This window comes from Streptomyces sp. SP18BB07, from assembly GCF_036322545.1.
GTDB classification, from domain to species: Bacteria; Actinomycetota; Actinomycetes; order Streptomycetales; family Streptomycetaceae; genus Streptomyces; species Streptomyces deccanensis.
On sequence record NZ_JAQYWT010000343.1, the window covers coordinates 35,692 to 61,583 of the forward strand.

At 71.6% G+C, this 25,892-nt stretch carries 19 protein-coding genes; 10 read left to right on the forward strand and 9 right to left on the reverse strand.

Features of this window, described 5'->3' with window-relative positions:
* Positions 1-42 precede the first annotated feature (42 nt).
* The 6 genes from PUR53_RS33485 (at position 43) to PUR53_RS33510 (ending at position 10,189) form a co-directional block, all read left to right on the forward strand.
* Complete coding sequence (locus tag PUR53_RS33485) at positions 43-600, forward strand: phage tail protein (protein ID WP_239757381.1); 558 nt, start codon at positions 43-45, stop codon at positions 598-600.
* On the forward strand, positions 597-2,126 hold the full coding sequence (locus PUR53_RS33490) for an NADase-type glycan-binding domain-containing protein (RefSeq protein ID WP_329910751.1): 1,530 nt from the start codon (positions 597-599) through the stop codon (positions 2,124-2,126). Before PUR53_RS33485 ends, PUR53_RS33490 begins: the two co-directional genes overlap by 4 nt.
* A 101-nt stretch (positions 2,127-2,227) precedes the next feature.
* Positions 2,228-4,426: an McrB family protein gene (locus PUR53_RS33495; RefSeq protein ID WP_329894587.1), complete on the forward strand. Its 2,199-nt coding sequence runs from the start codon at positions 2,228-2,230 to the stop codon at positions 4,424-4,426.
* A gap of 29 nt (positions 4,427-4,455) precedes the next feature.
* A complete protein-coding gene (locus tag PUR53_RS33500; protein WP_329894588.1) occupies positions 4,456-5,697 on the forward strand; it encodes an McrC family protein in 1,242 nt (413 codons plus the stop codon).
* Between the two features lie 25 nt (positions 5,698-5,722).
* On the forward strand, positions 5,723-6,280 hold the full coding sequence (locus tag PUR53_RS33505; protein ID WP_329894589.1) for a glycoside hydrolase family 25 protein: 558 nt from the start codon (positions 5,723-5,725) through the stop codon (positions 6,278-6,280).
* 27 nt (positions 6,281-6,307) lie between these two features.
* Entirely contained in the window at positions 6,308-10,189 is a 3,882-nt protein-coding gene (locus PUR53_RS33510) for a P-loop NTPase fold protein (protein WP_329910752.1), read from the forward strand.
* 28 nt (positions 10,190-10,217) lie between these two features.
* Here PUR53_RS33510 and PUR53_RS33515 read toward each other — a convergent pair whose 3' ends face one another.
* Positions 10,218-10,880, reverse strand: a complete 663-nt coding sequence (locus tag PUR53_RS33515) for an NADPH-dependent F420 reductase (protein WP_329910753.1) — start codon at positions 10,878-10,880, stop codon at positions 10,218-10,220.
* A 172-nt stretch (positions 10,881-11,052) separates the two neighbouring features.
* Complete coding sequence (locus tag PUR53_RS33520; protein ID WP_215449095.1) at positions 11,053-11,265, reverse strand: EF-hand domain-containing protein; 213 nt, start codon at positions 11,263-11,265, stop codon at positions 11,053-11,055.
* Positions 11,266-11,504: 239 nt separating this feature from the next.
* On the opposite strand from PUR53_RS33520, the gene PUR53_RS33525 reads away from it, so the two are divergent.
* Positions 11,505-12,155 carry a GNAT family N-acetyltransferase gene (locus PUR53_RS33525; protein WP_329894592.1) on the forward strand — a complete coding sequence of 217 codons (651 nt, stop codon included), beginning with the start codon at positions 11,505-11,507 and terminating at the stop codon, positions 12,153-12,155.
* Between the two features lie 27 nt (positions 12,156-12,182).
* On the opposite strand, the gene PUR53_RS33530 is transcribed toward PUR53_RS33525, so the two are convergent.
* From PUR53_RS33530 to PUR53_RS33555, 6 genes are all read right to left on the reverse strand, one after another.
* Complete coding sequence (locus PUR53_RS33530) at positions 12,183-12,800, reverse strand: ADP-ribosyltransferase (protein ID WP_443078011.1); 618 nt, start codon at positions 12,798-12,800, stop codon at positions 12,183-12,185.
* Positions 12,801-12,940: 140 nt separating this feature from the next.
* On the reverse strand, positions 12,941-14,167 hold the full coding sequence (locus PUR53_RS33535) for a YncE family protein (protein ID WP_329894594.1): 1,227 nt from the start codon (positions 14,165-14,167) through the stop codon (positions 12,941-12,943).
* Positions 14,168-14,262: 95 nt separating this feature from the next.
* On the reverse strand, positions 14,263-14,766 hold the full coding sequence (locus PUR53_RS33540; protein WP_217179687.1) for an ATP-binding protein: 504 nt from the start codon (positions 14,764-14,766) through the stop codon (positions 14,263-14,265).
* Between the two features lie 316 nt (positions 14,767-15,082).
* The gene (locus PUR53_RS33545; protein ID WP_329894595.1) at positions 15,083-15,850 is read right to left on the reverse strand and encodes an enoyl-CoA hydratase/isomerase family protein; all 768 of its coding nucleotides are present in this window, start codon (positions 15,848-15,850) and stop codon (positions 15,083-15,085) included.
* An 84-nt stretch (positions 15,851-15,934) separates the two neighbouring features.
* Positions 15,935-17,194 carry a L,D-transpeptidase gene (locus PUR53_RS33550; RefSeq protein WP_443078012.1) on the reverse strand — a complete coding sequence of 420 codons (1,260 nt, stop codon included), beginning with the start codon at positions 17,192-17,194 and terminating at the stop codon, positions 15,935-15,937.
* Positions 17,195-17,387: 193 nt separating this feature from the next.
* Positions 17,388-18,614 carry a L,D-transpeptidase gene (locus tag PUR53_RS33555; RefSeq protein ID WP_329894597.1) on the reverse strand — a complete coding sequence of 409 codons (1,227 nt, stop codon included), beginning with the start codon at positions 18,612-18,614 and terminating at the stop codon, positions 17,388-17,390.
* 150 nt (positions 18,615-18,764) lie between these two features.
* Between PUR53_RS33555 and glgX the strand changes: the two genes are divergently transcribed.
* Positions 18,765-21,020, forward strand: a complete 2,256-nt coding sequence (glgX, locus tag PUR53_RS33560) for a glycogen debranching protein GlgX (protein ID WP_329910754.1) — start codon at positions 18,765-18,767, stop codon at positions 21,018-21,020.
* 58 nt (positions 21,021-21,078) lie between these two features.
* Here glgX and PUR53_RS33565 read toward each other — a convergent pair whose 3' ends face one another.
* Complete coding sequence (locus PUR53_RS33565) at positions 21,079-21,666, reverse strand: hypothetical protein (RefSeq protein WP_329910755.1); 588 nt, start codon at positions 21,664-21,666, stop codon at positions 21,079-21,081.
* A 98-nt stretch (positions 21,667-21,764) separates the two neighbouring features.
* Between PUR53_RS33565 and PUR53_RS33570 the strand changes: the two genes are divergently transcribed.
* Together PUR53_RS33570 and PUR53_RS33575 are read left to right on the forward strand one after the other, a co-directional pair.
* Positions 21,765-23,891 carry an ABC transporter ATP-binding protein gene (locus tag PUR53_RS33570; protein ID WP_329910756.1) on the forward strand — a complete coding sequence of 709 codons (2,127 nt, stop codon included), beginning with the start codon at positions 21,765-21,767 and terminating at the stop codon, positions 23,889-23,891.
* Positions 23,888-25,867: an ABC transporter ATP-binding protein gene (locus PUR53_RS33575; RefSeq protein ID WP_329910757.1), complete on the forward strand. Its 1,980-nt coding sequence runs from the start codon at positions 23,888-23,890 to the stop codon at positions 25,865-25,867. Before PUR53_RS33570 ends, PUR53_RS33575 begins: the two co-directional genes overlap by 4 nt.
* Positions 25,868-25,892 lie beyond the last annotated feature (25 nt).

Genomic DNA, 25,892 nt, shown 5'->3' on the forward strand with positions numbered 1-25,892 from the left:
CCGCCCGACAACAGCAGCCCCCGAGCTACTGGGCGGCCGGATATGAGGGGCTCCATAGACGGCCTCGGCTCCTCGCACCCCATCGGCACCATGCTCCCCGCCGTGTTCGCCGACGACGACCTCGCCCAACGCTTCGTCGGCGGCCTCGACGACGTCCTCGCCCCCATCCTCTCCGTCCTCGACTGCCTGGACTCCTACTTCACGCCGTCCCTGGCCCCCGTGGACTTCACCCGCTGGCTCGCCGGCTGGGTCGGCGCCGAGACGGACGGCACGGAACCGGAGGACCGCCTGCGCGCCGCGGTCGCCGCCGCCGCGTACCTGCACCGGGTACGCGGCACCCGGCGCGGCCTGTCCGAGGCCGTGCGCCTGGTCTTCGGCGTGACCCCGGAGATCACCGAGAGCGGCGCCGCCACCTGGGACGCCCGCCCCCTCGGACCGGTCCCGGGCGAGCCCCGCCCGCGCCTGCACGTGGCCCTGCGCCTGCCCGACCCCACCCCGGCGGACGAACACCGGCTGGACAGCCTCGTCGCCGCCGCCCGCCCCGCCCACATGCCGTACACGGTCCAGGTGACCGCCGCCGAAAGGATCCCCGAGAGATGACCAGCCCGACCCCCGGCACCGGCCGCGCCCAGAGCTGCGCCGAATGCGGAACCCGCGGGGAGCCCGGCCAGTCCTTCTGCGACGCCTGCGGCGCGGTACTCGGCTGGTCCGGCACCGGCGCCGCCAGGAGCGAGGCCGCACCCGCGACGAGCGAGGCTCCGGCCGACGGCACCCGCACGCCGGACGCGCCCCCGAACCACCCCGCCCCCGCCCCCGCGGCCGCCGCCCCGACCCCGGCGGGCGCCGACCGCCCCACCACCGGCGGCGAACCCGGCTGGGACGCCTTCGCCCACCCGGGCGCCGGAACCGGCACGGCCCGCACCGCGCACGACCCGGCCCAGGCGGGAACGGCCCCGGCGGTGACGACCCCGGCCGCCGCCACCGGCGTACGCGACCCGGACCCCGGCACGCCGGCCGGCACGGACGCACCCGCCGCCCCCCACCCGACGACCGCCCCGGCAGCCCCCGCCGCCCCCGAGGCCCGAACCCAGCCCCAACCCCAGGTCCAGGCCCAGCCCCAGGCCCCGGCGGCCCCCCATCCCCACCCCGGCGACGAGGACCCCACCACCCCCCTGCCGACGCACACCTCCCCCGCCCCGGCGGCTGCTCCCTCCCCCTCCCCCTCCCCCTCCGCCGCCGACCGCGCCCGATCCCTCCTGGTCCCGGTGGCCGACCCCGAGCCCCGCGCGCCCGCGGAGCCGGCCGTCGCCCCCGTGCTGCCGGGCCGCCCCGATGTGCAGCGCCCCCAAGTGCGCGCCCCGCAGCCGGAGTTCGGCACCGAGGGCGGTGTGCCCTGCCCGTGGTGCGGGACCCCCACCCGGCCGGACCGGCACTTCTGCGCCCGCTGCGCGATGCCGATGGCCGGCCGTACGGAGGCACCGGCCCGGCTGCCGTGGTGGCGCCGGGTGCTGACCGGCCGCAACACCGAGACCCCGTGGGCCGGCGACCGCCCCCGGCTGCGGCGCGGCTTCGGCCAGATCCTCAGCTGGCTGGTCGGCGCCCTCGTCCTCACCCTGATCGTCACCCTCGCCTTCCAGGCCGACGACGCCTACCAGGCGACCCGTGACCACTTCGCCAAGCGCGCGTCGGTCGTCCCGGACAGCTTCAAGGCGTCCCGCTCGTTCCCCGGCCACAAGCCGCAGCTGGCCTTCGACACGTACAGCAACACGTGGTGGGGCCCGGGTGTCACCCAGTCCGGCGAGGGTGAGTGGATCGAGGCCCGCTTCGAGGAGCCGACGCGGCTGCTCGACGTGGTCATCACCCCGGGCGTCTCCAAGAACGCGGACCAGCGCTCGGAGTCGGCCCGGCCGCACCGTATCGAGGCGAAGATCACCGCCGCCGACGGCTCCGTCTCCACCAAGACCCTCACCCTCGACCAGAGCGCCGGCGGCCAGCGCCGCAAGTTCCGGGTCGGCGCGGCGGAGACCGTCCGGTTCACCCTGCTCTCCGCCTACGGCGCCGACGCCAAGAAGCAGGTCGCGATAGCCGAGATCGAGTTCTTCGGCCGCTCCAGCGGCACCAGCTGAAACCGGCCCGGCCACCGCGCCGACCCGCCCCCGTCACGTGACGAGCGCCAAGGCCCCTCCTAGGGTGGGCACTTCGAACGTGAGAGGGGCGGGCGGTGGGCATGGGAGCGGACCAGCCGGTGGGTGCCGAGGTCGCGGCGGAGGTACGGCGCGTCTTCCATGACGGGCTGCTGAGCGGGAAGTCGGCGTTCGCGCCGGAGACGGACGCCTGGACCGAGGCGACGGCGTCCGATCTGCGCGCCCGTTTCGTGGACCGGCCGGACGAGTCGTCGGACACGTTCCTGGTCAAGCTGAGCCGCCAGCTCGACGGCGCTCCGGCCGCCACCGTCGTCCTGGCGGCCGAACTGCTCTTCGTGAACATGGCCCCGCTCAAGCCCGAGCAGATCGGCCTCAGGAAGAAGCTCCAGATCCTCGGCGAGGTCCTCTCCTGGGCCGGCCTCGCCCACCTGGCGACGCCGGAGCGCATGGAGCGGGGCCTGACGGGGTTCCTGAACGGCGGCCAGGGCTTCCTCAACTACCGCTGGGCGCAGTTCCAGATCCTGGTCCTGCTGGTGGAACGGCTCGCGGGCCTGCCCCTCGCCGAGCGGGACGCCGTACTGCGCGACCCGTGGCGGTTCCGCGAGGAGTGCCTGGACGTCCAGCGCTCCGTCGGCCACAAGAAGGGCCGCGCGCAGATCCACGTCCTGCTCTACTGCCTCTTCCCCGACGTCTTCCAGCCGATCGCCAGCGCCCACCACAAGCAGGAGATCGTCAGGGCGTTCGCCGACGAACTGCCGGAGGTCACCGGCGACGACGACCGCGACCTGCTGGAGCTGCGGAGGATCCTGGACGCGCGCAGCGGGGAGCGGGTGTGGTTCTACGCCGACCCCTGGGTGGGCCGGTGGCGGCACACCGCCGTCGAGCACGAGCAGCGGGGCTGGCTGGTGCGCGGCTTCAACGTCGACGGACGCAACGTTGTGCCGGACTGGCTGGAACGGGGCTACTGCTCGGTGTCCTGGAAGGAGCTGCCGGACATCCCGGCGGGCACGGCCAAGCAGGAGATCCAGCGGACCGTGCTGGAAGGACTCCCCGACGACAGCACCCAGTCGCGCGGACAGTCCGTGTACCAACTGCACGCCTTCCTCACGCTGATACAACCCGGCGACCTGGTGGCCACCGTCACCGCGGACGAGGTCCACGTCGGTACGGTCGAGGGCCCGGCGGTGTACGACACCTCGGACGGCCTCGACAACGCGCGGCGGCTGCCGGTGCGCTGGGCCACCGCCGAGCGGCCGTTGAAGCGCGCGGAGCTGCCCCAGGCTGTGCAGAGCCGTCTGACGCGGCCCCCCACGGTGTACGACATCAGCAGCGTGGCGGCCGAGCTCGCGGAACGCGCCGGCCTGGAGGACAGCGTGGCCGAGCCGCTGATCACGGCCGACGTCACCAAGCCCCTCGAACTGCCGCCCGTGACCGAGGAGTTGGCGGAGCAGCTGCTCATGCCCCTGCCCTGGCTGGCGGAGACCGCCCAGCAGCTCCAGGAGCAGCGCCAGCTCGTGTTCCACGGGCCGCCCGGCACCGGGAAGACCTATCTGGCCCGGGCCCTGGCCCGGCACCTGGCGGGACCGGACCGGGTGGAGCTCGTCCAGTTCCACCCGTCCTACACCTACGAGGACTTCTTCGAGGGCTTCCGCCCGGTACCCGGTGAGGGCGCGGCGGGCGGCTCGGGCTCGGTGGTGTTCGACGTCGTCCCGGGCCCGTTGAAACTGCTGGCCGAGCGGGCGCGGAAGGACCCGGCCAACCCGTACGTCCTGATCGTCGACGAGATCAACCGGGCCAACCTGGCGAAGGTCTTCGGTGAGCTGTACTTTCTGCTGGAGTACCGCGACGAGCCGGTCACCACCCAGTACAGCCCGCACGACCCGTTCCACCTGCCGGGCAATCTGTTCCTCGTCGGCACGATGAACACGGCGGACCGTTCGATCGCCCTCGTCGACGCGGCGATGCGCCGCCGCTTCGCCTTCCGCCGGCTCTCCCCGGAGCGGCAGCCGGTGCACGGTCTCCTCGACCGCTGGCTGCGCCGGCACGGTCTGCCGGAGCTGCCCGCGCGCCTCCTGGACGAGCTCAACCGCCGCCTCGGTGACGCGGACCGTGCCATCGGCCCGTCGTATCTGATGAAGCCCGGCGCGGCCCGCCCCGAGGGTCTCGACCTCATCTGGCGTACGCAGATCCTGCCCCTGCTGGAGGACCAGGAGTACGGCACGGGGGTGGATGTCGAGGAGGAGTACGGTCTGGCCTCCCTGCGCGCGGCGCTGGGCTCATGACGACCGCGCTCCCAGGAGCCGGAAGGTCCGTGGCTCCCTCGCTCCGGCTCACCGTCGACGAGACCGGGCCGGGCACCGTACGGGAGCTGACGGCCGACCAGGTCGCGGGGCTGCTCTCGGCCCCCGGTGCCGTACGGCTGACCCCGGCGGCCGGCGGTCGCTGGCGGGTGGCGGGGAAGCAGAAGGTGGGCCTGGTCCGGCTGCGCACCCCGGCGGGCGAGGCGATCGAACTGCTGCTGCGGCCCAAACTCCCGGTCCGCGACCTGCTGTTCCTGCTCTCCCACTCCCCCACCGACCCCTGGCACGCCGAACCGGAGCAGGTCACCGCGGCCACGGCGGACGAGCTGCTGCCCGCCCTCGCGGACCTCCTCGCCCGTGTCGCGCGCCGCACCCTGCGGTCCGGGGTCCTGCACGGCTATCGCACGGTCGAGGAGGACCTCCCGCTGATCAGGGGCCGGGTCCGGACGGCGGACCAGCTCCGCCGCGTGGGCCTGCCCCTCCCGGTGGCCGTCCGCTACGACGACCACACCCCGGACATCGCGGAGAACCGCGTCCTCCTGGCCGCCCTGCACCTGGCCGCCCGGCTGCCCGGCGTGCCCGCCCGCACCCGCTTCGCCCTGCGCCACCTCTCCGATCACCTGCGCGGGGTCCGTCTCCTCCACCCGGGCGCACCGCTCCCCAGCTGGACCCCGACCCGGCTCAACGCCCGCTACGCCCCGGCGCTCCGCCTCGCGGAACTGCTCCTCGCCCACCGTTCGGTCCAGCCGGAGGGCGGGGCCGCACTCCCCACCGACGGCTTCCTGCTGGACATGCCGGCCGTCTTCGAACGGTTCCTGACCGTGACCCTCACCGCGGCCCTCGCCCGCCACGGCGTGCGCTGCGCCGCGCAGGAGACGCACCACCGGCTGGACGAGGCCGCCCGCGTCCCGTTCCGCCCGGACCTGGTGCTCTACCGGGACGGTCGGCCCGTCTCGGTGGCGGACGCGAAATACGCGTACGTCACCCCCAGCACCCCACCCACGTCCCACCTCTACCAACTGCTCGCCTACTGCACCGCCCTCGGCCTCCCCCACGGCCACCTGGTCTACGCGGCCGCGACCTCCGCCGCCGGCGCCGACCCCGCGCCCCACGCCGTCCGCCGGTCCGGCATCACCGTCACCGCCCACACCCTCGACCTCGCCGTGCCACCCGCCGTGCTCCTCGCGGACGTCACGACCCTGGCCGACCGGATCGCCACCGGGCGGATCACCACCGGCCCCCCACCCGACTGACTCCCCCACCCCTCCCGGAGACCCCATGCTGCGCGGCATCGACGTCAGCTCCTACCAGTCCTCCTCGTACGACACCACCGGCCTCTCCTTCGTCTTCGTCAAGGCCACCGAGGGGCGCACGTACACCAACCCCAAGCTCGCCGCCCAGACCAGGACCGCGCGCGAGGCGGGCCTGGTCGTCGGCTTCTACCACTTCCTCTGGCCGGGCAACCTGACGGCCCAGGCCGAGTACTTCGTCGCCAAGGCTCCGGAGCGGGCGGGCGACATCCTCGCCGTCGACTGGGAGACGACCGGCGAGGGCACCCACGCCACGAACGCCGAGAAGGACCGCTTCCTCCGCACGCTGAAGAAACTCCGCCCGAACCACCGGGTGATCCTCTACTGCAACCGCCACTACTGGCTGACCGTCGACTCCACGTCCTACGCCGCCGACGGCCTCTGGATCGCCGACTACGTCACCGCGGGCAAGCCCCGCATCAAGGCCAAGTGGCGCTTCCACCAGTACACGGACAACCCCCTCGACAAGAACGTGGCGGACTTCCCGACCAGGGCCGCGCTCATGTCATGGGCCACGGGGAGCTGAGCGGCCACCACACGCGAGAATGCCCGCATGAACGTGTGGGACGAAGAGCCGGACTGCGTACGGGAGTTCTATCGCAGGGCGGTCGGGCGAGCGCTCCGGCACGAGGACATCCGGGCCTATCTTTCCCTGAACCGGCCGGAGATCAGCGGCCCGGCATTGCGCGCCGCCATGCTCGGGGACGCCGTCACGGACGCCGTCCTGGACGAGGACGAGCAGTACGAGGGGCTGTGGCGGCTCGGGCAGCGGCTGGACCGAAGCCGTGTCGAGTTCCGTACCGCGGCAGCTCGTTGCTCCGCGCAGAAGTTCACCTTTCTGGGCGTGCTCTGCTTCGTCGCGCTGCTGCGCTCTCTGCTGTCCCACACCATGGGGGTGGCCTGGTGGGGCGACGCGCTTCTGCTCTCCGTCGTGTCGCTCGCCGCGCTCGCGGAATTCCGTGCGGAAGCGCGCAGGGACAACTTCACACGTCAACTGTGGGCGGCGTACCTGTATGTCCGGTGGTGCCTTCGGGCGGCGCGGACGTATCCGTATCTGAACCTGTGGAGTCGCTCCAGGCTGAGCCGTCGCATGGTGCCGCATCTGAGGCGTGAGATCACCAACCTCCTGGGTCCGGAACACGACAGCCTGCTGGTCACCCGGCACCACCGAGGTCTGGTGCACGCCCACGACCCCGGTTTCTGGGTGTCGGGCCGGGCCGAGGAATCGTTGCGTCACAAGCTCAACCAGATGAACGGTGGGGCCATCGCGCTCTGCGGCCCTCGGGGAGTGGGAAAGTCGACGCTGCTGAGAAAAGCCTGCGAGGGCCGCCTCGAAGGCGCGCCGACAATGAACCAGTTTCACGTGATCGTGCAGACTCCGGCCAACTACCGCCCGGAGGAATTCCTGCTCAGCCTGTTCCAGCAGGTCTGCCGCGACTTCCTCGATCGTTTCGGTCAGGGCGCTCACGCACCCTTTCTGCTGCGGATACGCCCCACCGGCGTCGTCCGACGTCTCGTACGGTTCCTGTGGAGTCTCAGCATGGTCTCGGCGGGGCTGTTCCTGCTCGCCATCGGCCTCGAGAGCTGGGCCAGAGGCACGTATCGCTGGGCCGAGTCCGAGGGAAGGGCCGCGACGGTCCACTGGCTGGACCGGCTTCAGGGCGCCTACCACTTCGCCTGGCAGGAGCATCCGGGAATCACCCGTGCGGTTCTCGTGGGCCTGGGAGTTCTGATCATCGCGCGGAGCCTGCCGCGCCCCCTGTTCGCGAGCCAGGAGCGAAAGCATCTCGTGCGCGCCTGCCACAACTACCTTCATCTGTTGCGGCACATGCAGACGTCGGGAACGACCCACACTGCCGGGCTCACCGCCATGAGCGCTCTCACTCTCGGTCTGGCCCGCACCAATGGTGCCGCGTCCCGGGCTCTGACCTATCCGGAACTCGTCATGGAGTTCCGTGAACTGCTCACCCAGATCAGCGAGTACACCCTCCGCGAGAACAGCCACGAGGTCTTCATCGGCATAGACGAACTGGATCGGCTCGGCTCGACGGAACAGGCCCGGGCCTTCCTCGCCGAGATCAAGGCGATCTTCGCGATACCCAACGTGTATTTCCTGCTGTCCGTGTCGGAGGACGTCGGAGCGGCCTTCATCCGCCGGGGCCTGCCCGTCCGAGACGTCACCGACAGTTCTCTGGAAGACGTCCTCCATCTTGAGCCGCGCAGCCTGGAGGAAGCGAGGGAACTGCTCCAGACACGGGTCGCGGGTTTCACGGATCCGTTCGTCGCCCTCGCGTACGCCCTTTCCGGCGGGCTTCCCCGCGAACTGATCCGCTTCACTCGCAAGGTCGTCGAGATCCGGCACCGCACGGACAGGACGGATCTCCGCGGCGTCGCCGGAAGTCTTCTCCTGGAAGAGGTCACCGAGACCCTCTCCAGCTTCCGTTTCGTCCTCGGGTCCCAGCCCCATGACGCCGCCTGGGGAGAACTCCTGCACGATCTGCGCGGAACCGTGGACAGACTGCGTCTGATTCCCCCCGGCGCGGACGTACGGCGAACACTCCACCGGGAACTGCACCGCCTCGCGTCGCAGGACGCGCCGGCGGACGACAGCCTGCGGGCACAGTGGGCTGAACTCTCCGCGTACATGCTCTTCGCCATGACCATGGTCGACGTGTTCGTCCCGCGACGCTCGGACGACGAGACCGGCCCCAACCGTCTGCTGACCGACACCGAACGCCTGCAACAACTCGGCGCCGCTCGGCTTGAACTGGGTGTCTCGGCCGGCAGCGCGCGGCTCGCCCTGGAACGCCTCCGCACGGCCTGGCAGCTCCACCGCGTCCGGCCCCATGGCACGAGCACGGCGGCGGGTCACCCTGAAGCACTCACGCCGGACGACGGCGAGAGGCCGCCCGCCCGGCAGGGCCCTCCGCCCATGAGCGACCGGCAATACCGCAGGATGCGTCACGCTCAGCACCTCGGCCGGAGAGAACTCCGCCAGCTCCTCGGTCACCAGGCATTCACCGTGCGCGGACTGAGCCGACGGTACGAGAACTTTCCCCAGCCCGACGGCCGGCACGGCGACCGGGACAGACCCGGCAGCCTCCTGTGGCGCGCCTCGGAGGTCTACGTCTGGGCAGCGCGGACCCCGGCCTTCACCCACCGGGGCGCCCTTCTCCGCAGGCCCCTGCGCGACGCTCCCCAGCCCGGTCACTGGCACGGCAGCACGCGGACCCCGTACGGCCCGGCCATCGACTGGGTGACCGATCTCGGAATCATCCGCATCGTGCACACCACCGAGCGGGGGGCCGCCTCGGCCGTGGCCGCTTCCCTCTCCAAGGAGCGGGACACCCACGGCATCGTCGCCGTGTGCTCCCTGTACGGGGACCTGGGCCTCACCGGCCCGGCCCTCTGGGCCGCCGACACGGCCCAGCCCTACATCGAGTACGAGGCGGACTGGGGCGTCGTCAGCACCCTGGCGGGGCAGCCCCTCCCCTGGTGGCCCTCCCTGCTGCGGCTGCCCGAACTGGTCACCGAGTGGCGGCCGGGCGCGGAGCCCGTCGTCGTCCGCGTCCCCGCCGACGAGGACGAGACGACACTGCGGCGAGCCGCGCGGAACACCTCGCTCCCCGCCGAAGCCCGCGCGGCGCTCGACGACCTGGCCAACGCCATGCGCAACCAACGCGTCAGCAGCGTCGAAGGGACCGTCAGCCTCTACGGCCGGAACAGCGACGCCGAGCGCACGGTCGTCGCCGCGCACCCCGACGTCACAGGTCACCCCCTCCCCGAGACCGAGGACCGAGCGCTCCTCTCAGCGGGCTGGAAGGCGGTCGGCGACAGCTACGAGCCCGATGCGGCCGCCGCTCTGCAGGCGGCCCGTGCCTACGATCCGGAGCTGCTGCCGTACGGTACCGTCACCGAGGTCGAGCGGCCCGATCCGACGGTCGAACGGTGGATCGAGCGCCTTGTCGAGTGCGACCCGACCGCGGCACACGTCACGCTCGCTCATGCCCGCAGCACGGAAGCGGAGGCCTTCTTCGTCGACCCGTTGACCGGCATGCCCGCCCTTCGAACCGGCGGCGACGCGTCCGAGCGAGGCAGATGGCGGTTCTACGCCCCGCTGTCGCTGCCCGCGAGCGGACAACTGGCCTCCGTCGTGCTGCGGGACACCGCCTGGATCACGACCGACGCAGGACTTGTCCTTCCCGCGCCCTGCACCGCGCCCCACAACTTCTGGTGGGGCGACGGATGGGGCGACCGCCCCACCGAGCTCGCGTACGTGACGTCCCTGCTCCTCGACGACCTGCGGGCCGTCCCGGACTTCCACGAACAGTGGGCGGCCCCGCGCGGCCTCGTCACCCTGTTCAACGAGGAACACGCTCCGGGCACCGAACTCAGCCGGGCGACCTTGCTGCACGCCCGGCTGACCTCGGAGTGACGGCGCCGCGCCGGTCCATGGAGCTGGGCTAGCCCCGGAAGTCCGCCGTCCGCTCCGGTGACGCCTCGGCCAGGGCCTTGGTCACGGCCTCCGCTCCGGCCTGGAGGCCGTAGACGGGGGTGTCGGGCTGCTGGCGCCAGGAGTCGTCGATGCCGCCCGCGTCGACGGTGTCGAAGCCGAGGTCGTCGATGAGGGAGCGCACCTTCTTCTTGGCCGCCTCGTCGTCGCCTGCGACGGGGAGGGCCATGCGGTCGGGGGCGCCGGCGGGGCGGTGTCGGTCGAGGATGTCCTGGGCGTAGGTGCCGTTGAAGGCCTTGATGACGGGGTGGCCCAGGTGCTGTTCGGTCCAGCGGCTCTCGGTGAGGCCGTCGTCCTCGATGGCGGCGATCCTGCCGTCGCGCTGCCTCGGGTAGTAGTTGCCGGTGTCGATGACGGCGACCCCGTCGGCCGCCTCGTCGAACAGGCCGGACGGCAGGTCGGGGACCGCCTTCAGGGGGACCGTGACCACGACGACCTCGGCGCCGCGTGCCGCCTCCGCCACCGGGACCGGGGTCGCGCCCGTCTCCTCGGCCAGCGCGGTGAGGGTGTGCGGTCCCCGGGAGTTGGCGACGGAGACGTTGTGGCCGAGGGCGGTGAGCCGCCGGGTGAGGTTGCCGCCGATGTTGCCCGCGCCGATGATGCCGATCTTCATGTCAGGCCGCCCTTGTGTGCGAGGAGAGTGGAGATCTTCGGGGTTGCATGTTTCATGCACGTGCATGCATTACCCGGGCCAACCTCGGCCCGTCCTCCGCTATTCCCGCCCCGGCACGACGAAGGGGCGCCCTCCGTCGTGTGTGACGGAGAACGCCCCTCGGCCGCTCGGCTCACTTGCTCAGGTGGGCCCAGAACTCGTCGAACGACAGGAGCTTGTCGCCGTTGAGGTCGCGGGTGCGGATGATGACCTCCGCCACGGACTCGGTGACGTTCCAGTCTCCCTGCTGGGCCAGGGCGGTCTTGAACTCGGCGGCGGTGATGAACCCGTCACCGTCCGCGTCGATCCGCTGGAACTCCTTGCGCGCTGCCTCGATGTCCGCCACCGATCCGCCCCTTCTTGGTGCCCTGCCCGGTCCGGGCAGTCCTGCCGACAGTCCTACTGACGCAGGTCAGATTAACCGGCCTCCCGAGCGCGCGGTGCGGCGACCACCCACGCGACGGCTCGGCATGGGCCGTCGGCGAGCTGCCCGATGCTGAAAGGTTCGGTGCCGTTCTCGATCACGTCTGCGAGTGTGGGCCTTCCAGTGGGTGGAGACTCAAGGACAGGGGCGGAAGCACGGAGATGGAGAGTCTGCGGGACATTCTTGACGCGGCGGCCGAGGGGGTTTTCCCGCCTGCGGACGGCGGTACGACGGTCGTCGCCCAGCACTCTCCCCGGGACGCGGGGGTCCTGTGTTTCACGGCGCACTCCGTGGTGTTCACGGACGAGGATCCGGAGTGGGTGCGCGAGAGTCTCGCCGCGACGGAGTGCGACGCGCTGTCCGCGAGCATGAACCCGCGGTTCCTGGCGGCCCTCATGGAACGGACGGGCCGTACGTCCGAGACCATCGACGCGATGCTGGTCGCCTCGCCCCTGCCCGGCGAACCGCCGCTCCCGCTGCGGGAGATCATGGACGCCGGCCACCCGCGCGTCGTGTACGCGCGCCGGCGCCGTGACGACGTACGGGTCTGGACGGTGGACGGCGGTGTCCTGACGACGGGCCGGGGGATCGCCGGGCGGCTGGAGGTCTCGGTCGAGGTGGACGAGGGCGAACGGCAGCGGGGGCTGGGCCGGGCGCTGGTGCGTGCCGCACGCCATCTCGTCGCCGAGCCGCTGTGGGCGCAGATCGCGCCGGGGAACGCCCGCAGCGTGCGGGCGTTCCAGTGGGCGGGCTACCGGCCGGTGGGCTCGGAGATCCTGCTCATCCCCCGACAGTCGCGCGGGGACCGGTGACCGCGCGGGGCCGGTGGGGCGGCGGTGTCAGTGCCAGGGCTCGTAGTGCGGGTTGCTCTCGCACTCGCTCATCTTCTCCGTCTTGGTCTTCTTGTCGACCGGGCAGACGCCGATGATGAACTCCGTGCGGATGCCGCCGGGGAAGGCGACCTCGACCTGGTCGGCCCACTTGTGCCGGTCGCCGATGGTCTTGTTGACGTCGACGCCGCCGGGGGCGTCGATGTAGTAGTTGTAGCCGGACTTGTACCAGGTCTTGTAGAGGTCGTGGTCGTAGGTCGTGGAGACGTACGGCGAGGGCTGGTTGACCAGGACGTACTGTTCGATGTCGTACTGCCCGTCGATGACGTCCTTGGGGTGGAAGCCCTGCTCGAAGACGACGGCCGGGCCCCGGCTGTCGCTGCGGTAGAGGGTGCCGCAGCTCTTGCGCCAGACCGGCTCGGGGGTGATGCGGTCGACGTCCACGCGGCGGTCGGCGGCGGCGTGCGCCGGGTCCTCGAACTGGGGGCAGGTGGGGGCGGCGGCCTTGGCCGAGGTGAGGTCCACGGCGGGGCTCTGTGCCGGAGCGGTCGCGGCGGAGGTCGCGAGGACGGCAGAGAGGGACAGGACGACGGCGGCGGCCCGGCGCCGCGCACGAGAAGTGATCATGCCGATCACGATCTCGGCTGCGCGGCGCCGGGCCGGGGACCCTCACTCGTATGGAGGCGTGTCAGCCCACCCGGTTGTCATGTGTCACCGGAAGGTACCGGGGTGAGACCGCGGGACCGCCAGACCGCGGGTCGCCTGCGTCACCGGAAGATCCCCGTGTGACCGAGGGAGTAGCGGCCGGGCTGCGGGTAGACCGCGAGACCGTGCGGGCCGCTGCCGACGGGGATGCGGGCGAGCTGTTCCCCGGTGCGGGTGTCGATGGCGTACACCTCGGAGTCGTAGCGGCCGGAGAGCCACAGGACCTTGCCGTCGGCGGAGACACCGCCCATGTCGGGGCTGCCGCCGTCGGGCAGGTGCCACTTCTTGGTCAGCTTGTCCTGCGTGAAGTCGAAGACCGACACCGTGCCCTCGCCACGGTTGGAGACGTACATCTCGCGGGAGTCGCGGCCGACGTAGAGGCCGTGGGTGCCCTTGCCGGTGGGCAGCAGTTCCGGCTCGTCGAAGGTGTCGCCGTCCAGGACCCACATGCCGTGGGCCATCATGTCGGCGATGTAGAACCGCTTGCCGTCCGGTGAGATCTTCACGTCCTGCGGCATGGCCCCCTCGAACGGCAGCTTCTGCTGCCCGATCACCTTCATCTTCGCGGTGTCGACCTTGAGCAGTTCGCCGCTGAACTCGCAGGACACGATGAAGTAGGTGCCGTCGAGGGAGAAGTCGGCGTGATTGACGCCGTAGCAGGAGACCGGTTCGGTCCTGATCCGCTTCATGGTGTGCGGGTCGCGGAAGACGAGTTCGCGGTCGAGGGAGGCCATGACCACGGCGTACTCGCCGTTGGGGGTGAAGTACAGGTTGTACGGGTCGTGCACCTCGACCGGCTTGCCCGCCTTGCCCGTTCTCGGGTCGATGGGGGTGAGGGTGTGGCCCCGGTTGTTGTTGACCCACAGGGTCTTCAGGTCCCAGGACGGGACGACGTGCTGGGGCTGGCGGCCCACCGGGATCGTCTCGATGATCTCGTAGGTCTTCGGGTCGATGACGGAGACGGTGTCGGACTCGCTGTTGGGCACGTACACCCGGGACGGGAAGTCCTTGACCACCGGGGAGAGCCGGTTCGGGCGGTCGGCGGCGTAGACGTCCCGGGGGTCCAGCACGGGCGGCATGCCGCGCAGTCCCCGGACCGCCGTCCGCTGCTTCTTCTTCCGCTCGGCGGCCTCGGCTTCAGCGGCGGCCCGGTCGGCCCGGACGCGCTGCTCCTGCTCGGTGGTCCCGGTCCCGGAGCCGCACGCGGCCACGGCGGCGAGGACGGCGGCCGCGAGAAGGGCGCGCTGCACGAGGTTGTGCTGCTTGAGGGGGGTGCGGGGCGTGGTCACGCGACCTTTATAGGGAGGTTCACCATGAATCCGGGCTATTCGTCCGATCGGCGGAGGTGCGCGTGGCGACGGGGCGGGAGTCCGTCAGGTGGGCCCTAGCGGTCCGCGACCCTCATCTCGAACCAGGTCGTCTTGCCTCGCGGCAGCAGGTCCACGCCCCACCGGTCCGAGAGTTTGTCCACCAGGAACAGGCCCCGTCCACTGATGTCCATCTCCTGCACCGGCATCAGACAGGGCAGCCCGCGCGAGGGATCGCGGACCTCGACGCGGATCCAGCCCGGGCGGCGGCGCATGCGGAGTCCGAAGACGCGGGCGCCGGTGTGCCGTACGGCGTTGCCCACGAGTTCGGAGACGAGTAAGACCGCGTCCTCGGTCATCTTCGGCGACAGTCGCCACTGGCGCAGGACGACGACCTGGGCGAGCCGCCGCGCGGTGGCCGCGGACTCGGGACGGGACGGGAGCGGAACCTCTGCCTCGGTGGGATTGCCGAACAACTCCAGTGCCTTCTGCGCCCGTTCGTCCTCGATCGCAGGTGACCAACGCGCCGCGGTCGCACTCCCGTGCCGCCGCGGCTGTTCGATACCCTCCAGCCCCGCCATGCCCCCATCATGGCCGTCCCGGGCGCCCCGCGGGGCCGTTCCGCAGGAATACAACCCCCGGAACCAACCATTCCGGGGGTTTCGTTCGGCATATGCCAGCGGCAGTAGGCCGCCCCTCACAGCCCGCCTGACCTGCGTGAACCGGCTGAACTTCGGTCAGCGGCAGGTTGCTTGGGCACACCTCTCTTAAGGCTGGCTTAAGGCTCGGACAATCCGCCCCTTCGGGGGACGCGGGTAAGACACCGCGTCAACTGCAAGCCCATCAGCGGAACTTGTGGACCGGATTCGGCACGCGCCGACCGTGACCGCGTGGCCGTCAGACGAACTTGGCCTTGCCCGGCCCCTCCTCCACGAAGCTCCGCATCCCGCGCTCGCGGTCCTCCGTGGCGAACAGCCCCGCGAACCAGTTCCGCTCGATCGCGAGCCCGGTCTCCAGGTCGGTCTCCAGGCCCGCGTCGATCGACTCCTTGGCGGCCCGCAGCGCGATCGCCGGCCCCCGCGCCAGCCGCGCGGCCCACTCGTGCGCGGCGCTGTAGACCTCGTCGGCCGGGACGACCCGGTCCACCAGGCCGAGCGCGAGAGCCTCGTCCGCCTTGACCATCCGGCCGGTGAAGATCAGGTCCTTGGCCTTGGAGGGGCCGATGAGGCGGGACAGCCGCTGGGTGCCGCCCGCGCCCGGGATCACCCCGAGCAGGATCTCCGGCTGGCCGAGCTTCGCGTTCTCCCCGGCGATCCGGTAGTCCGCGCACAGCGCCAGCTCGCAACCGCCGCCCAGCGCATAGCCCGTGACGGCCGCGACGACTGGCTTGGGGATACGGGCGACGGCGCTGAAGGAGTCCTGCAGGGGCCGGGCCCGCGCGACCATCGCCGCGTGGTCCATGGCCTGCATCTCCTTGATGTCCGCGCCGGCCGCGAACACCTTCTCCCCTCCGTAGAGGACGACGGCGCGGACGTCGTCCCGGTCCGTCGCCTCCTCGGCGAGTTCCTTGAGGCGGTCCTGGGTGGCGATGTCCAGGGCGTTCATCGGGGGGCGGTCCAGACGGATGGTGCCCACGCCTTCGGCGACTTCGAGATGCACGGTCATGCAGGCAGGTTAACGGGGCCTAACGACAACGGCTCCGGTGTGCTGTGTCACAGCGCACCGGAGCCGTACGTCGAGCGGAGAGGGCTACGCCTTCCACTTGTCCCAGGACATGTTCCAGCCGTTGTAGCCGTTGTCCGGGTCGACGATCCGGTCGTTGGAGTTCTTGACGACCACGACGTCACCGATCATCGAGTTGTCGAAGAACCAGGCGCCCGGCGCCTTGCGGTCCCAGCCGCCGCGGGTGTCGCGCAGGCCGATGCAGCCATGGCTGGCGTTGTAGTTGCCGAAGGCGTCGCCGCCCCAGTAGTTGCCGTGGATGAAGGTGCCGGAGTTGGTCAGCCGCATGGCGTCCGGCACGTCCTTGATGTCGTACTCGCCGCCGTAGCCGACGGTCTCGCCGTTCATCCGGGTCACGCTCAGGCGCTCGCTGATGACCATCTGGCCGTTCCACGTCTCCATGCCGGGCTTGCCGGTGGTGACCGGGATGGTCTTGATGACCTTGCCGTCGCGCTCGACCTTCATGGTGAGCTTCTTGACGTCGACCGTGGAGACCTGGCTGCGGCCGATGGTGAAGGAGATCTTCTTGTTCTGCTCGCCGTAGACGCCGTCACGGCCCTCGACGCCGTCGAGGTTGAGGTCGACGGTGACCTTGGTGCCGGCCTTCCAGTACTTCTCCGGGCGGAAGTCGATGCGGTCGTTGCCGAACCAGTGGCCCTCGACGTCGACGGCCGGCTCGGTCTTGATGGTGATGGCCTTCTCGACGTCCTTCGGCGCGGTGATGCCCCGGGTGAAGCGGACCGAGAACGGCATCCCGACGCCGACCTTCGAGCCGTCCTCGGGGGTGAAGATGCCGACGAAGGTGTTCTTCGGGGTCAGTGTGGTGAAGGAGGAGTCCTCGGCGGCCTCACGCCCCTCGGAGTCCTTCGCGACGGCGTGCACCTTGTACTCGGTGGCCGAGTTGAGGTGGATGGACGGCTTCCAGCTGGAGCCGTCCTCGGCTATCTCCCCGGCGATCTTCTCGCCCTTGTCGTTCTCGACCGTGACCTCGGACAGCTTGCCCTTGGTGGCGGTCACCTCGAGGGCGCCGCTGGTGGCCACGGAATCGGCGCCGTTCTTCGGGGCGATGGAGACCACCGCCTCCGAGGCCCCGGTGGCCGCCGCCTTGTCGGAGGCGGTCTTGTCGGAGCCCTTGCCCTTGTCGCCGCCGGAGCCGGAGCCCGAGTCCCCGCCCCCGCCGCACGCGGTGACGGCGAGCAGCATCAGGACCGGCAGCATGGCCAGGGCCCCCTTGCGCCGCCGAGTCCGCGCGCCAACCGACGCCCCCGATATCGGTCGCCCGTTCAACTCTCTGTTCTCCCCTCGCACGGCCTGATCAGGCCCGCACCCCTACGCGCAGCGTGCGCGTACGCACGTACATTAACCAGATGATCGGGATGATTTGGCCTCGGTGAATGTCACCGTTCAGTCCCAACTCGGATCATCACGCGCGATCCCCCTGCCGGTGCCGGGCGAGGTGTCATGTCGCCGCTATGTCGGTCTACTTCACCGCGGCACCCGCTTTCCATTCCTTCCACCCCATGTTCCACCCTCCGAGGCCATTGTCCGGAGCGACCTTTTTGTCGTTGCTGTTGACGACCTCGACGACGTCCCCGACGAGGCTGCGGTCGAAGAACCAGCCCGCGGGGGTGCCGGAATCGCCGCCCTTCACATCGCGCAGGCCGACACAGCCGTGGCTGACGTTGGCGCGGCCGAAGGCGTCCGGGGCCCAGTAGTTGCCGTGCAGGAACGTGCCGGAGGTGGTCAGGCGCATGGCGTGCGGGACGTCCGGGATGTCGTACTCGCTCTTGCCGTTCGCCTTCCTGAAGCCCACGGTGGCCCCGTTCATCCGGGTCACCTCCAGCATCTCAGTGACGACCATCTTCCCGTTGTACGTCGTGGTCCTGGGCGCCCCGGCGGTGATGGGCAGCGTGGCGAGCACGCCGTCGCCGCGTTCCACGCGCATGGTGTGCCGGGCCGCGTCGACCACGCTGACCTGGTGGCGTCCGACGGTGAACGAGAACGTCCGGTCCTGCTGGCCGTAGACGCCGGGCGCGCCCTCCACGTCCCGCAGCCGCAGGGCGACGGTGACCCGGGTGCCGGGCCTCCAGTACGTCTCGGGGCGGAAGTCGACGCGTCCCGCGCCGAACCAGTGCGGGCGGACCTCGACGGCGGGCTCGGCGGTCACCTCGACCGCGCGTTCCACGGCCGCACGGTTCTCGATGACCCGGTTGAACTCCAGGGAGACGATCATCCCGGTGCCGACGGTGGCCCGGTTCTCGGGCTTGGCGTACGCGATGAAGCGCTCGTCGGGGACGTGCGTGGTGAAGGTGACGTGGCGTGCCGAGCGCCGGCCGTGGCCGTCGAGGGCGACGGCGTCGACGGTGTACCGGGCGGCCAGCGCGAGCTTCGGTGAGCCGGTGGGGCGCCAGGTGAGCCCGTCGGCGGAGAGCCGGCCCGGCACGGGTGACTCCTGCGCGTCCTGGGACTTCACCACCTTGACGGACTCCAGGCGCCCACTGGGCACCCGTACTTCGAAGCGCTGCTCCGGGCGCACGCCCTTGCTGCCGTCCTCCGGTGTGACCCGGATCGTGTCGTCGGGTGCCTTTCCGCTGGTGAGCGGCGGTCCGGCGGTGCATCCGGCGACCCCGGCGAGCAGTCCGGCCCAGGTGAGCGCGGCGGCCAGGGCGGCCCCGGCGCGGCGCGCGTGCGTCTGTGCGTGGTTCACGTGCGGCCCAACGACGGCGCACGCCCCCGGGAAACGTGAGTGCGAGGCGTGCTCTGGGCAGAACCCTTGGGAGGACGACGCGATGGGGAGCGGTGACGGGACATCTCGCTCCCCTTCTCCGTCGCCCCACCGAGCCGCGGGAGGCCTGAGGTGTCGAGCGCAGCCGAGCAGGAGGAAGTACAGGGGACGCGGGGAGTGCCGGCCGCGCGGCCCGCCACCGTGCTGAACGGCGGCCGGCGTGACGGGGCCGCGCCGGAGATCCGGCCCGTGTGGCCGGGTGCCTCGACACCGCTGGGGGCCCGGTTCCGGGTGGGCCCCGACGGGGTCGCCGGCACCAACTTCGCGCTGTGGGCGGGCGGGGCGGAGTCCGTCGAGCTGTGTCTGTTCTCGGAGGCGGGCGAGGAGACCCGGCTGAGGCTGACCGAGCTGACCCACGAGATCTGGCACGGTTTCGTGCCGGGCGTCCTGCCGGGGCAGCGGTACGGCTACCGCGTGCACGGCCGCTGGGACCCGTGGACCGGCGCCCGCTGGAACCCGGCGAAGCTGCTCCTCGACCCGTACGCGCGTGCCGTGGACGGCGAGTTCGGGCTGCCGCCGGAGGTGTACGGGCACGTCCGGGACTGGCCCGAGCAGCATGTCGCCGACACCGTGCGCGACGAACGGGACTCGGCGCCGCACGTCCCCAAGGGAGTCGTGGTCCACGATGACGACGACTGGGCGGACGACCGCCGCCCGAAGACCCCGTGGGCGGACTCCGTCATCTACGAGCTGCACGTCCGCGGCTTCACGATGACCCATCCCGGCATCCCGGAGGAGCTGCGCGGCACCTACGCCGGTCTGGCGCACCCCGCCGCGATCGAGCACCTGGTGAAGCTGGGCGTGACGGCGGTGGAGCTGCTGCCCGTGCACCAGTTCGCCCACGAGGACCATCTGCTGCGCCGGGGCATGCGCAACTACTGGGGCTACAACTCGATCGGCTACTTCGCCCCGCACGCGGCGTACGCCTCGTCGGGCACGACCGGGCAGCAGGTCGGGGAGTTCAAGCGGATGGTGCGGGCGCTGCACGCGGCCGGTATCGAGGTCGTGCTCGACGTGGTCTACAACCACACCGCCGAGGCCGACGAGCGCGGCCCGAGCCTGTCGCTGCGCGGCATCGACAACCGGGGCTACTACCGCCTGCAGGGCGACGCGCGCCGCTACGCGGACTACTCGGGCTGCGGCAACACCCTGCACGTGGTCCAGCCGCATGTCCTGCGCCTGATCACGGACTCGCTGCGCTACTGGGTGACGGAGATGGGCGTCGACGGTTTCCGCTTCGACCTGGCGGCGGCCCTCGCCCGCTCGATGCACGACGTCGACATGCTCTCGCCGTTCCTCGCGGTCATCGCGCAGGACCCGGTGCTGCGGCGGGTGAAGCTGATCGCGGAGCCGTGGGACGTGGGCTCCGGCGGCTACCAGGTCGGGGCGTTCCCGCCGCTGTGGACGGAGTGGAACGACCGCTACCGGGGCGCGGTCCGGGACTTCTGGCGGGGCGCGCTGCCGGATGTACGGGACCTCGGCTACCGCCTGTCGGGGTCGAGCGACCTGTACGCCTGGGGCGGCCGCAGGCCCTACGCCTCGGTCAACTTCATCACCGCGCACGACGGTTTCACGCTGCGCGACCTGGTGTCGTACGAGCGCAAGCACAACGAGGCGAACGGGGAGGGGAACCGGGACGGCTCGGACGACAACCGGTCCTGGAACTGCGGCACCGAGGGCGAGACGGACGACGAACGCGTACGGGCGCTGCGGCGACGCCAGTTGCGGAACCTGGTGACGACGCTGCTGCTGTCCACGGGCGTGCCGATGCTGGTCGCCGGCGACGAACTGGGCCGCACGCAGGGGGGCAACAACAACGCGTACTGCCAGGACAACGAGATCAGCTGGCTCGACTGGAGCCTGCTGGAGGACCCCGCCTGGAAGGCGCTGTTCGACCTCACGTCCCGGCTGATCGCGCTCCGCCACGCCCACCCGGTGCTGCGCCGCCGGGCCTTCTTCTCCGGCCGCGCCCACTCGGCCGACGGCCTGCGTGACCTCGCCTGGTTCACGGCACGCGGCACCGAGATGACCGAACGGGACTGGTACGCGCCCACCGCGACGCTGGGCATGTATCTGTCCGGACGGGACATCCCCGGCCGGGACGCCCGGGGCGCCGCCGTCCTGGACGACAGCTTCCTCACCGTCCTGCACGCCGGCGACCGCCCGGTGAGCTTCGTCCTGCCGGGAACGCCGTGGGCCGGCCGCTACGAGGTGGTCGTCGACACGTCCCGGGAGGAACAGCGGGAGGGTCCGGGGGCGGTCCACCGGGCGGGCGAGACGGTGACGGTACCGGCGCGGTGCGTACTGCTGCTGCGGGTGATGGGCTGAGGACGCCCCCGCCGCTCCCGGGTCCCGAGCGCGGCGGGGGTGTTTCGCGGGCGCCTGCCTACTGGTGGGCGGGCACGGCCCAGGTGGCCTTGTAGCGCCGGTCGGCGGTGGAGACCGACTTCACCGACTGCGGCCCGGTCGTGGGGACGAAGCGGATGTACGCGGTGTCCCAGCTGTTGCCCGTCGTCTGGGTCTCGGGACACCCGCCCGCGCAGGTCGAGATCACGGTGCCCGTGGCGGGGTCGTTCCCGACGCTCTTGATGAGCGTGCGTCCGGTGATCTCCACCCGGTTCGCGTAGTCGGTGCACCAGTGCTTTGCGGCGTCGCCGGTGACGTACCGCGGCAGAGGCCAGGTGCCCTGGGAATCGGCGTAGCAGTCGGCGGCGCCGCTCTTGGAGAACTGGACGATGCCGGCGTTGGCGCCGACCCAGAGCCGGTCGGGGTTGCCGTGGACCGGGGTGAGCTCGTGGCCGTACGCCTTGTGGTCACCGGTCTGCCGCGGGAGCGGCCAGGCCTCTCCCAGGCCGTCGCCCCGGACCAGGCGGCCGTCGACGTAGTCGTAGCGCACCAGGAGTTCGTCGCCGACGGCCCACACCGACTTGGTCGCGGACGACGGCTCGGCCCCCTGACAACCCGTTGCCCCCACAACGGCACCGCACCCGCGGGTCCTAGGACTCACGACCGAACGCGGTCCGGCCAAAACTCGGTGGGCGTTGTCGGTGGCTGTCCGTAGGCTCGCTGCTGATGCCCACGACACGTGCAACCGCAGAGGAACCCGACCGGACCGAGGAATCGGGCGCGGCCTCCGAGCCCGTGGAACCCGAGCGGATCGAGCCGCCCGGGAAGGCTGCGGGGCGGTCCGCCGTACGTACGCTGCTGCGGCTGTGGCCGTATGTGCGGCCCGTGCGGGTACGGCTGTCCTTCGCCGCGTTCGTCGCGATCGTCGCCTCCCTCGTGGGCCTGTTCATCCCGCTCGTCCTGAAGTGGATGGTGGACGGCCCGGTCGCCGACCGGGACCCGGCGGGCGTGTGGCTCGGCGCGCTGTACCTGCTGCTGCTCGGGCTCGCCGAGGCGTTGCTGTTCGGCCTGCGGCGCTGGCTCGTGGCACGGCCCCTCGCGGGGGTCGAGGCGTCGATGCGCGCGGATCTCTACCGGCATCTGCAGCGCCTACCCGTCGCCTTCCACGACCGCTGGGCCTCCGGTCAGCTCCTGTCGCGCGGGACGACCGATCTGATGCTGCTGCGGATGTTCCTCGCCTTCCCGCTGACGTTCCTGCTGGTCAACGCGGTGACCATTGTCGTCGGCGTGATCATCATGCTGGCCCAGGACTGGACGCTGGGGCTGGTGATCCTGGGGCCCGTCGTACCGGTGATCGTGACCTGCGTCGTCTTCGAGCGGAAGTACAACGCCGTCGCGCGCCTCGCGCAGGACCAGGTCGGCGACCTGACGACGGTCGTCGAGGAGAGCGTGCTCGGGATCCGCATCATCAAGGGGTTCGGGCGGCACCGCAGCCAGGCGCGCGCGTTCCGTGAGCTGTCCCGGACACTGCGCGGCACCGAGCTGCGCAAGGCCCGCCTGCTGTCGGCGATCTGGGGCGTCATCGTCACGCTCCCCGAGATCGCGATCGGCGCGGCGCTCGTCCTCGGCGTCGTCCAGGTCGCCGACGGCGTGCTGTCGGCCGGCACCCTGGTCGCCTTCCTGTCCACCGCGCTCGCGCTCCGCTGGCCCGTCGACTCGATCGGCTTCCTCCTGGCGATGAGCCAGGAGGCGGCGACAGCGACGGAACGGTACTTCGAGGTGATGGACGAGGCCCCGGAGTCATCGACGGATGCCGTCGTACCCACCGCCGGGACGGCCGTCACAGCGGCGGGCAGTCGTGCCGCTGGGACAGCCGCCACAGCCGCGGGCAGCCCTGCCGCCCGGACCGCCGCCACAGCCGCGGGCAGCCCTGCCGCCCGGACCGCCGCCATAGCTGCGGGCAGTCGTGCCGCTGGGGCGGCACGGGTGGGCGCAGCGGCACCTCCCAGCGAGCAGCGCCCCCTCCACGACAGCGGCACCGGTACGGGCACGGGCACCGGCACCCGCACCGGCACCGGCACCGGCACCGGCACCGGCACCGAGCAACTCGGCGGGCTTCGGTTCCACGACGTCACCTTCCGCTACCCCGACGCCGGCCCCGACACGCCCCCCACCCTCGACCGCATCGATCTCCACATCCGCCCGGGCGAATCGATGGCCCTGGTCGGCGCGACCGGCTCCGGCAAGACCACCCTCACCGCCCTCGTCCCCCGGCTGCACGAGGTGACCTCCGGCCGTATCACCCTGGACGGCCACGACATCACCGAGATGCCCCGGGACGCGCTGCGCGCCCTGGTCGCCGTGGCCTTCGAGGAACCCACCCTGTTCTCGGCCACCGTCGGCGAGAACGTCCTGATGGGCGCCCCACCGGACGCGGGCGAACGAGAGCTGGACCGCGCCCTGGCCATCGCCCAGGCGGAGTTCGCGCACGCGCTCCCGCAGGGCACCGCCACCCAGGTCGGCGAGCAGGGCCTCAGCCTCTCGGGCGGCCAGCGGCAGCGCCTGGCGCTCGCACGGGCGGTGGTAGGCAGGCCCCGCTTCCTCGTCCTCGACGACCCGCTGTCGGCGCTGGACGTGCACACGGAGGCCGCGGTGGAGGCCGCGCTGCGCCGCGTGCTCGCGGAGACCACCGCGCTGATCGTGGCCCACCGCCCGTCGACCGTGCTGCTCGCCGACCGGGTCGCCCTGCTCTCCGGCGGCCGCGTCACGGCCGTGGGCACCCACCAGGAACTGCTGCGCACGAACACCGAGTACGCCCATCTGATGTCCGGCACCGAGGAGGACGAGCGATGACGGCGCCCCTGACCACCGCGCCGGACAAGGAACCGAACGAGGGGTCGAACGAGGAGTCGAACGGCATGTCGAACGGGCAGTCGGCGGGCCGGGCGGGCGGGACGACGTCCCTGGAGAAGGCGCCCGGCGGCGACCGTTCCGCCACCGCGCCCGCCTCCGCGGCCCCCACACACCAGGCCCCCGCGGGCGACCCCTTCGACCACGACGACCTCCCCACTCCCCCGGGCGCCACCCTCGCGCTGCTGCGCTCCCTGCTCGCGCCGATGCGCGCCCGGGTGGTCGTGGCGAGCGTGCTGCTCCTGCTCCAGCAGGCCGCGGTGCAGGCGGGCCCGCTGCTGGTGGCGTACGCCATCGACAGCGCCGTACCGGCGCTCCGGGACGGTCGGCACGGCCCGCTGATCGCGGTGGCGGTCGGCTATCTGGCGTGCGCGCTGGCGGCCGGCGGACTGCAGTTCCTGTTCATCGGGGCGTCCGCGCGGGTGAACCAGGACGTGCTGCTGGATCTGCGCGGCCGGATCTTCCGGCACGCGCAGGCACTGAGCATCGACTTCCACGAGCGGTACACCTCGGGCCGGCTGATCTCCCGGTCCACCACGGACGTCGAGTCGCTGCGCGAACTGCTCAACGAGGGCCTGCAGGAACTCATCGGCGTGATCCTCGCCTTCGTCTACATCTCGGCGATGCTGCTCTGGCTGGACCTGGGGCTCGGCGCGGCGGCGCTGGCGTCGTTCGTGCCGCTGTACGGGTTCGTGCGGATGTACCAGCGGCGGGCGGCGAGCGTCTACACGGCCCGGTCCAGCGCGATCGCCGCGGTGATCGTGAAGTTCGCGGAGACGATGAACGGGATCCGTCCGGTGCGGGCGTTCCGCCGGGAGGCCGCGAACGACGCCGAGTTCAGCGCCCTGAACCGGCACCACGAGCGCACGAACGGCGACGCGATCCTGGAGATGGCCCGCTATGTGGTCTGCTCCCGGGTGGTCGCCAACATCACGGTCGCGGCGATCGTGCTGTGGGGCGCGTACCGGGTGGCGTCGGAGTCGCTGGCGCTGGGTGTGCTGGCGGCGGCGGTGCTGTATCTGCGGCGGCTGTACGACCCGATCGACCGGCTCGGCATGTTCCTCAACTCGTACCAGTCGGCGGCGGCCTCGCTGGAGAAGATCGCCGGCCTGCTGGCCCAGACCCCGTCGGTCCCGGAGCCCGCCGAGCCGAGGGAGCTGCCGGTGACGGACCGTGAACTCCCGGGCCGCGAGGTCGTGTTCGACGGCGTACGGTTCGCGTACCGCACCGGCGGCGAGGTCCTGCCCCGGTTCGACCTCACCCTCGCGGCGGGCAGCACGGTGGCGGTGGTCGGCTCCACCGGCGCCGGCAAGTCGACCCTCGCCAAGCTGGTGGCCCGCTTCTACGACCCCTCCTCCGGGCGGGTCCTGCTCGACGGCGTCGACCTGCGCGACCTCTCGGTGTCCGAACTGCGGCGCGGGGTGATCATGGTGACGCAGGAGTCGTTCCTGTTCTCCGGCACGGTCGCCGAGAACATCGCCATCGGCCGCCCCGACGCCGGCCGCGAGGAGATCGAGCGTGCCGCGAAGGCCATCGGCGCGCATGACTTCATCAGCGCGCTGCCCGACGGCTACGACACCGACGTACGCAAGCGGGGTGGCCGTATCTCCGCCGGTCAGCGCCAACTCGTGGCGTTCGCGCGGGCGTTGCTGGCCGACCCGGCCGTCCTCATCCTGGACGAGGCGACCAGCTCCCTCGACATCCCGGGCGAACGGGCGGTCCAGCGCGCCATGACGACGGTGCTGCGCGGGCGGACGGCCGTGGTGATCGCCCACCGCCTCTCCACGGTCGAGATCGCCGACCGCGTCCTGGTGATGGAACACGGCCGCATCGTCGAGGACGGCACCCCGGCGGACCTGATCGCGGGCACGGGCCGCTTCGCGGACCTGCACCGTGCCTGGCGGGACAGCCTGGCGTGACGCCCACGATCCGACGGGGCACCTC

Coding starts and splice junctions, on each gene's coding strand:
- PUR53_RS33485 (WP_239757381.1), top strand. CDS start 43: ATGAGGGGCTCCATAGACGGCCTCGGCTCCTCGCACCCCATCGGCACC.
- PUR53_RS33490 (WP_329910751.1), top strand. CDS start 597: ATGACCAGCCCGACCCCCGGCACCGGCCGCGCCCAGAGCTGCGCCGAA.
- PUR53_RS33495 (WP_329894587.1), top strand. CDS start 2,228: ATGGGAGCGGACCAGCCGGTGGGTGCCGAGGTCGCGGCGGAGGTACGG.
- PUR53_RS33505 (WP_329894589.1), top strand. CDS start 5,723: ATGCTGCGCGGCATCGACGTCAGCTCCTACCAGTCCTCCTCGTACGAC.
- PUR53_RS33510 (WP_329910752.1), top strand. CDS start 6,308: ATGAACGTGTGGGACGAAGAGCCGGACTGCGTACGGGAGTTCTATCGC.
- PUR53_RS33515 (WP_329910753.1), bottom strand. CDS start 10,880: ATGAAGATCGGCATCATCGGCGCGGGCAACATCGGCGGCAACCTCACC.
- PUR53_RS33525 (WP_329894592.1), top strand. CDS start 11,505: ATGGAGAGTCTGCGGGACATTCTTGACGCGGCGGCCGAGGGGGTTTTC.
- PUR53_RS33530 (WP_443078011.1), bottom strand. CDS start 12,800: ATGATCACTTCTCGTGCGCGGCGCCGGGCCGCCGCCGTCGTCCTGTCC.
- PUR53_RS33540 (WP_217179687.1), bottom strand. CDS start 14,766: ATGGCGGGGCTGGAGGGTATCGAACAGCCGCGGCGGCACGGGAGTGCG.
- PUR53_RS33545 (WP_329894595.1), bottom strand. CDS start 15,850: ATGACCGTGCATCTCGAAGTCGCCGAAGGCGTGGGCACCATCCGTCTG.
- PUR53_RS33570 (WP_329910756.1), top strand. CDS start 21,765: ATGCCCACGACACGTGCAACCGCAGAGGAACCCGACCGGACCGAGGAA.
- PUR53_RS33575 (WP_329910757.1), top strand. CDS start 23,888: ATGACGGCGCCCCTGACCACCGCGCCGGACAAGGAACCGAACGAGGGG.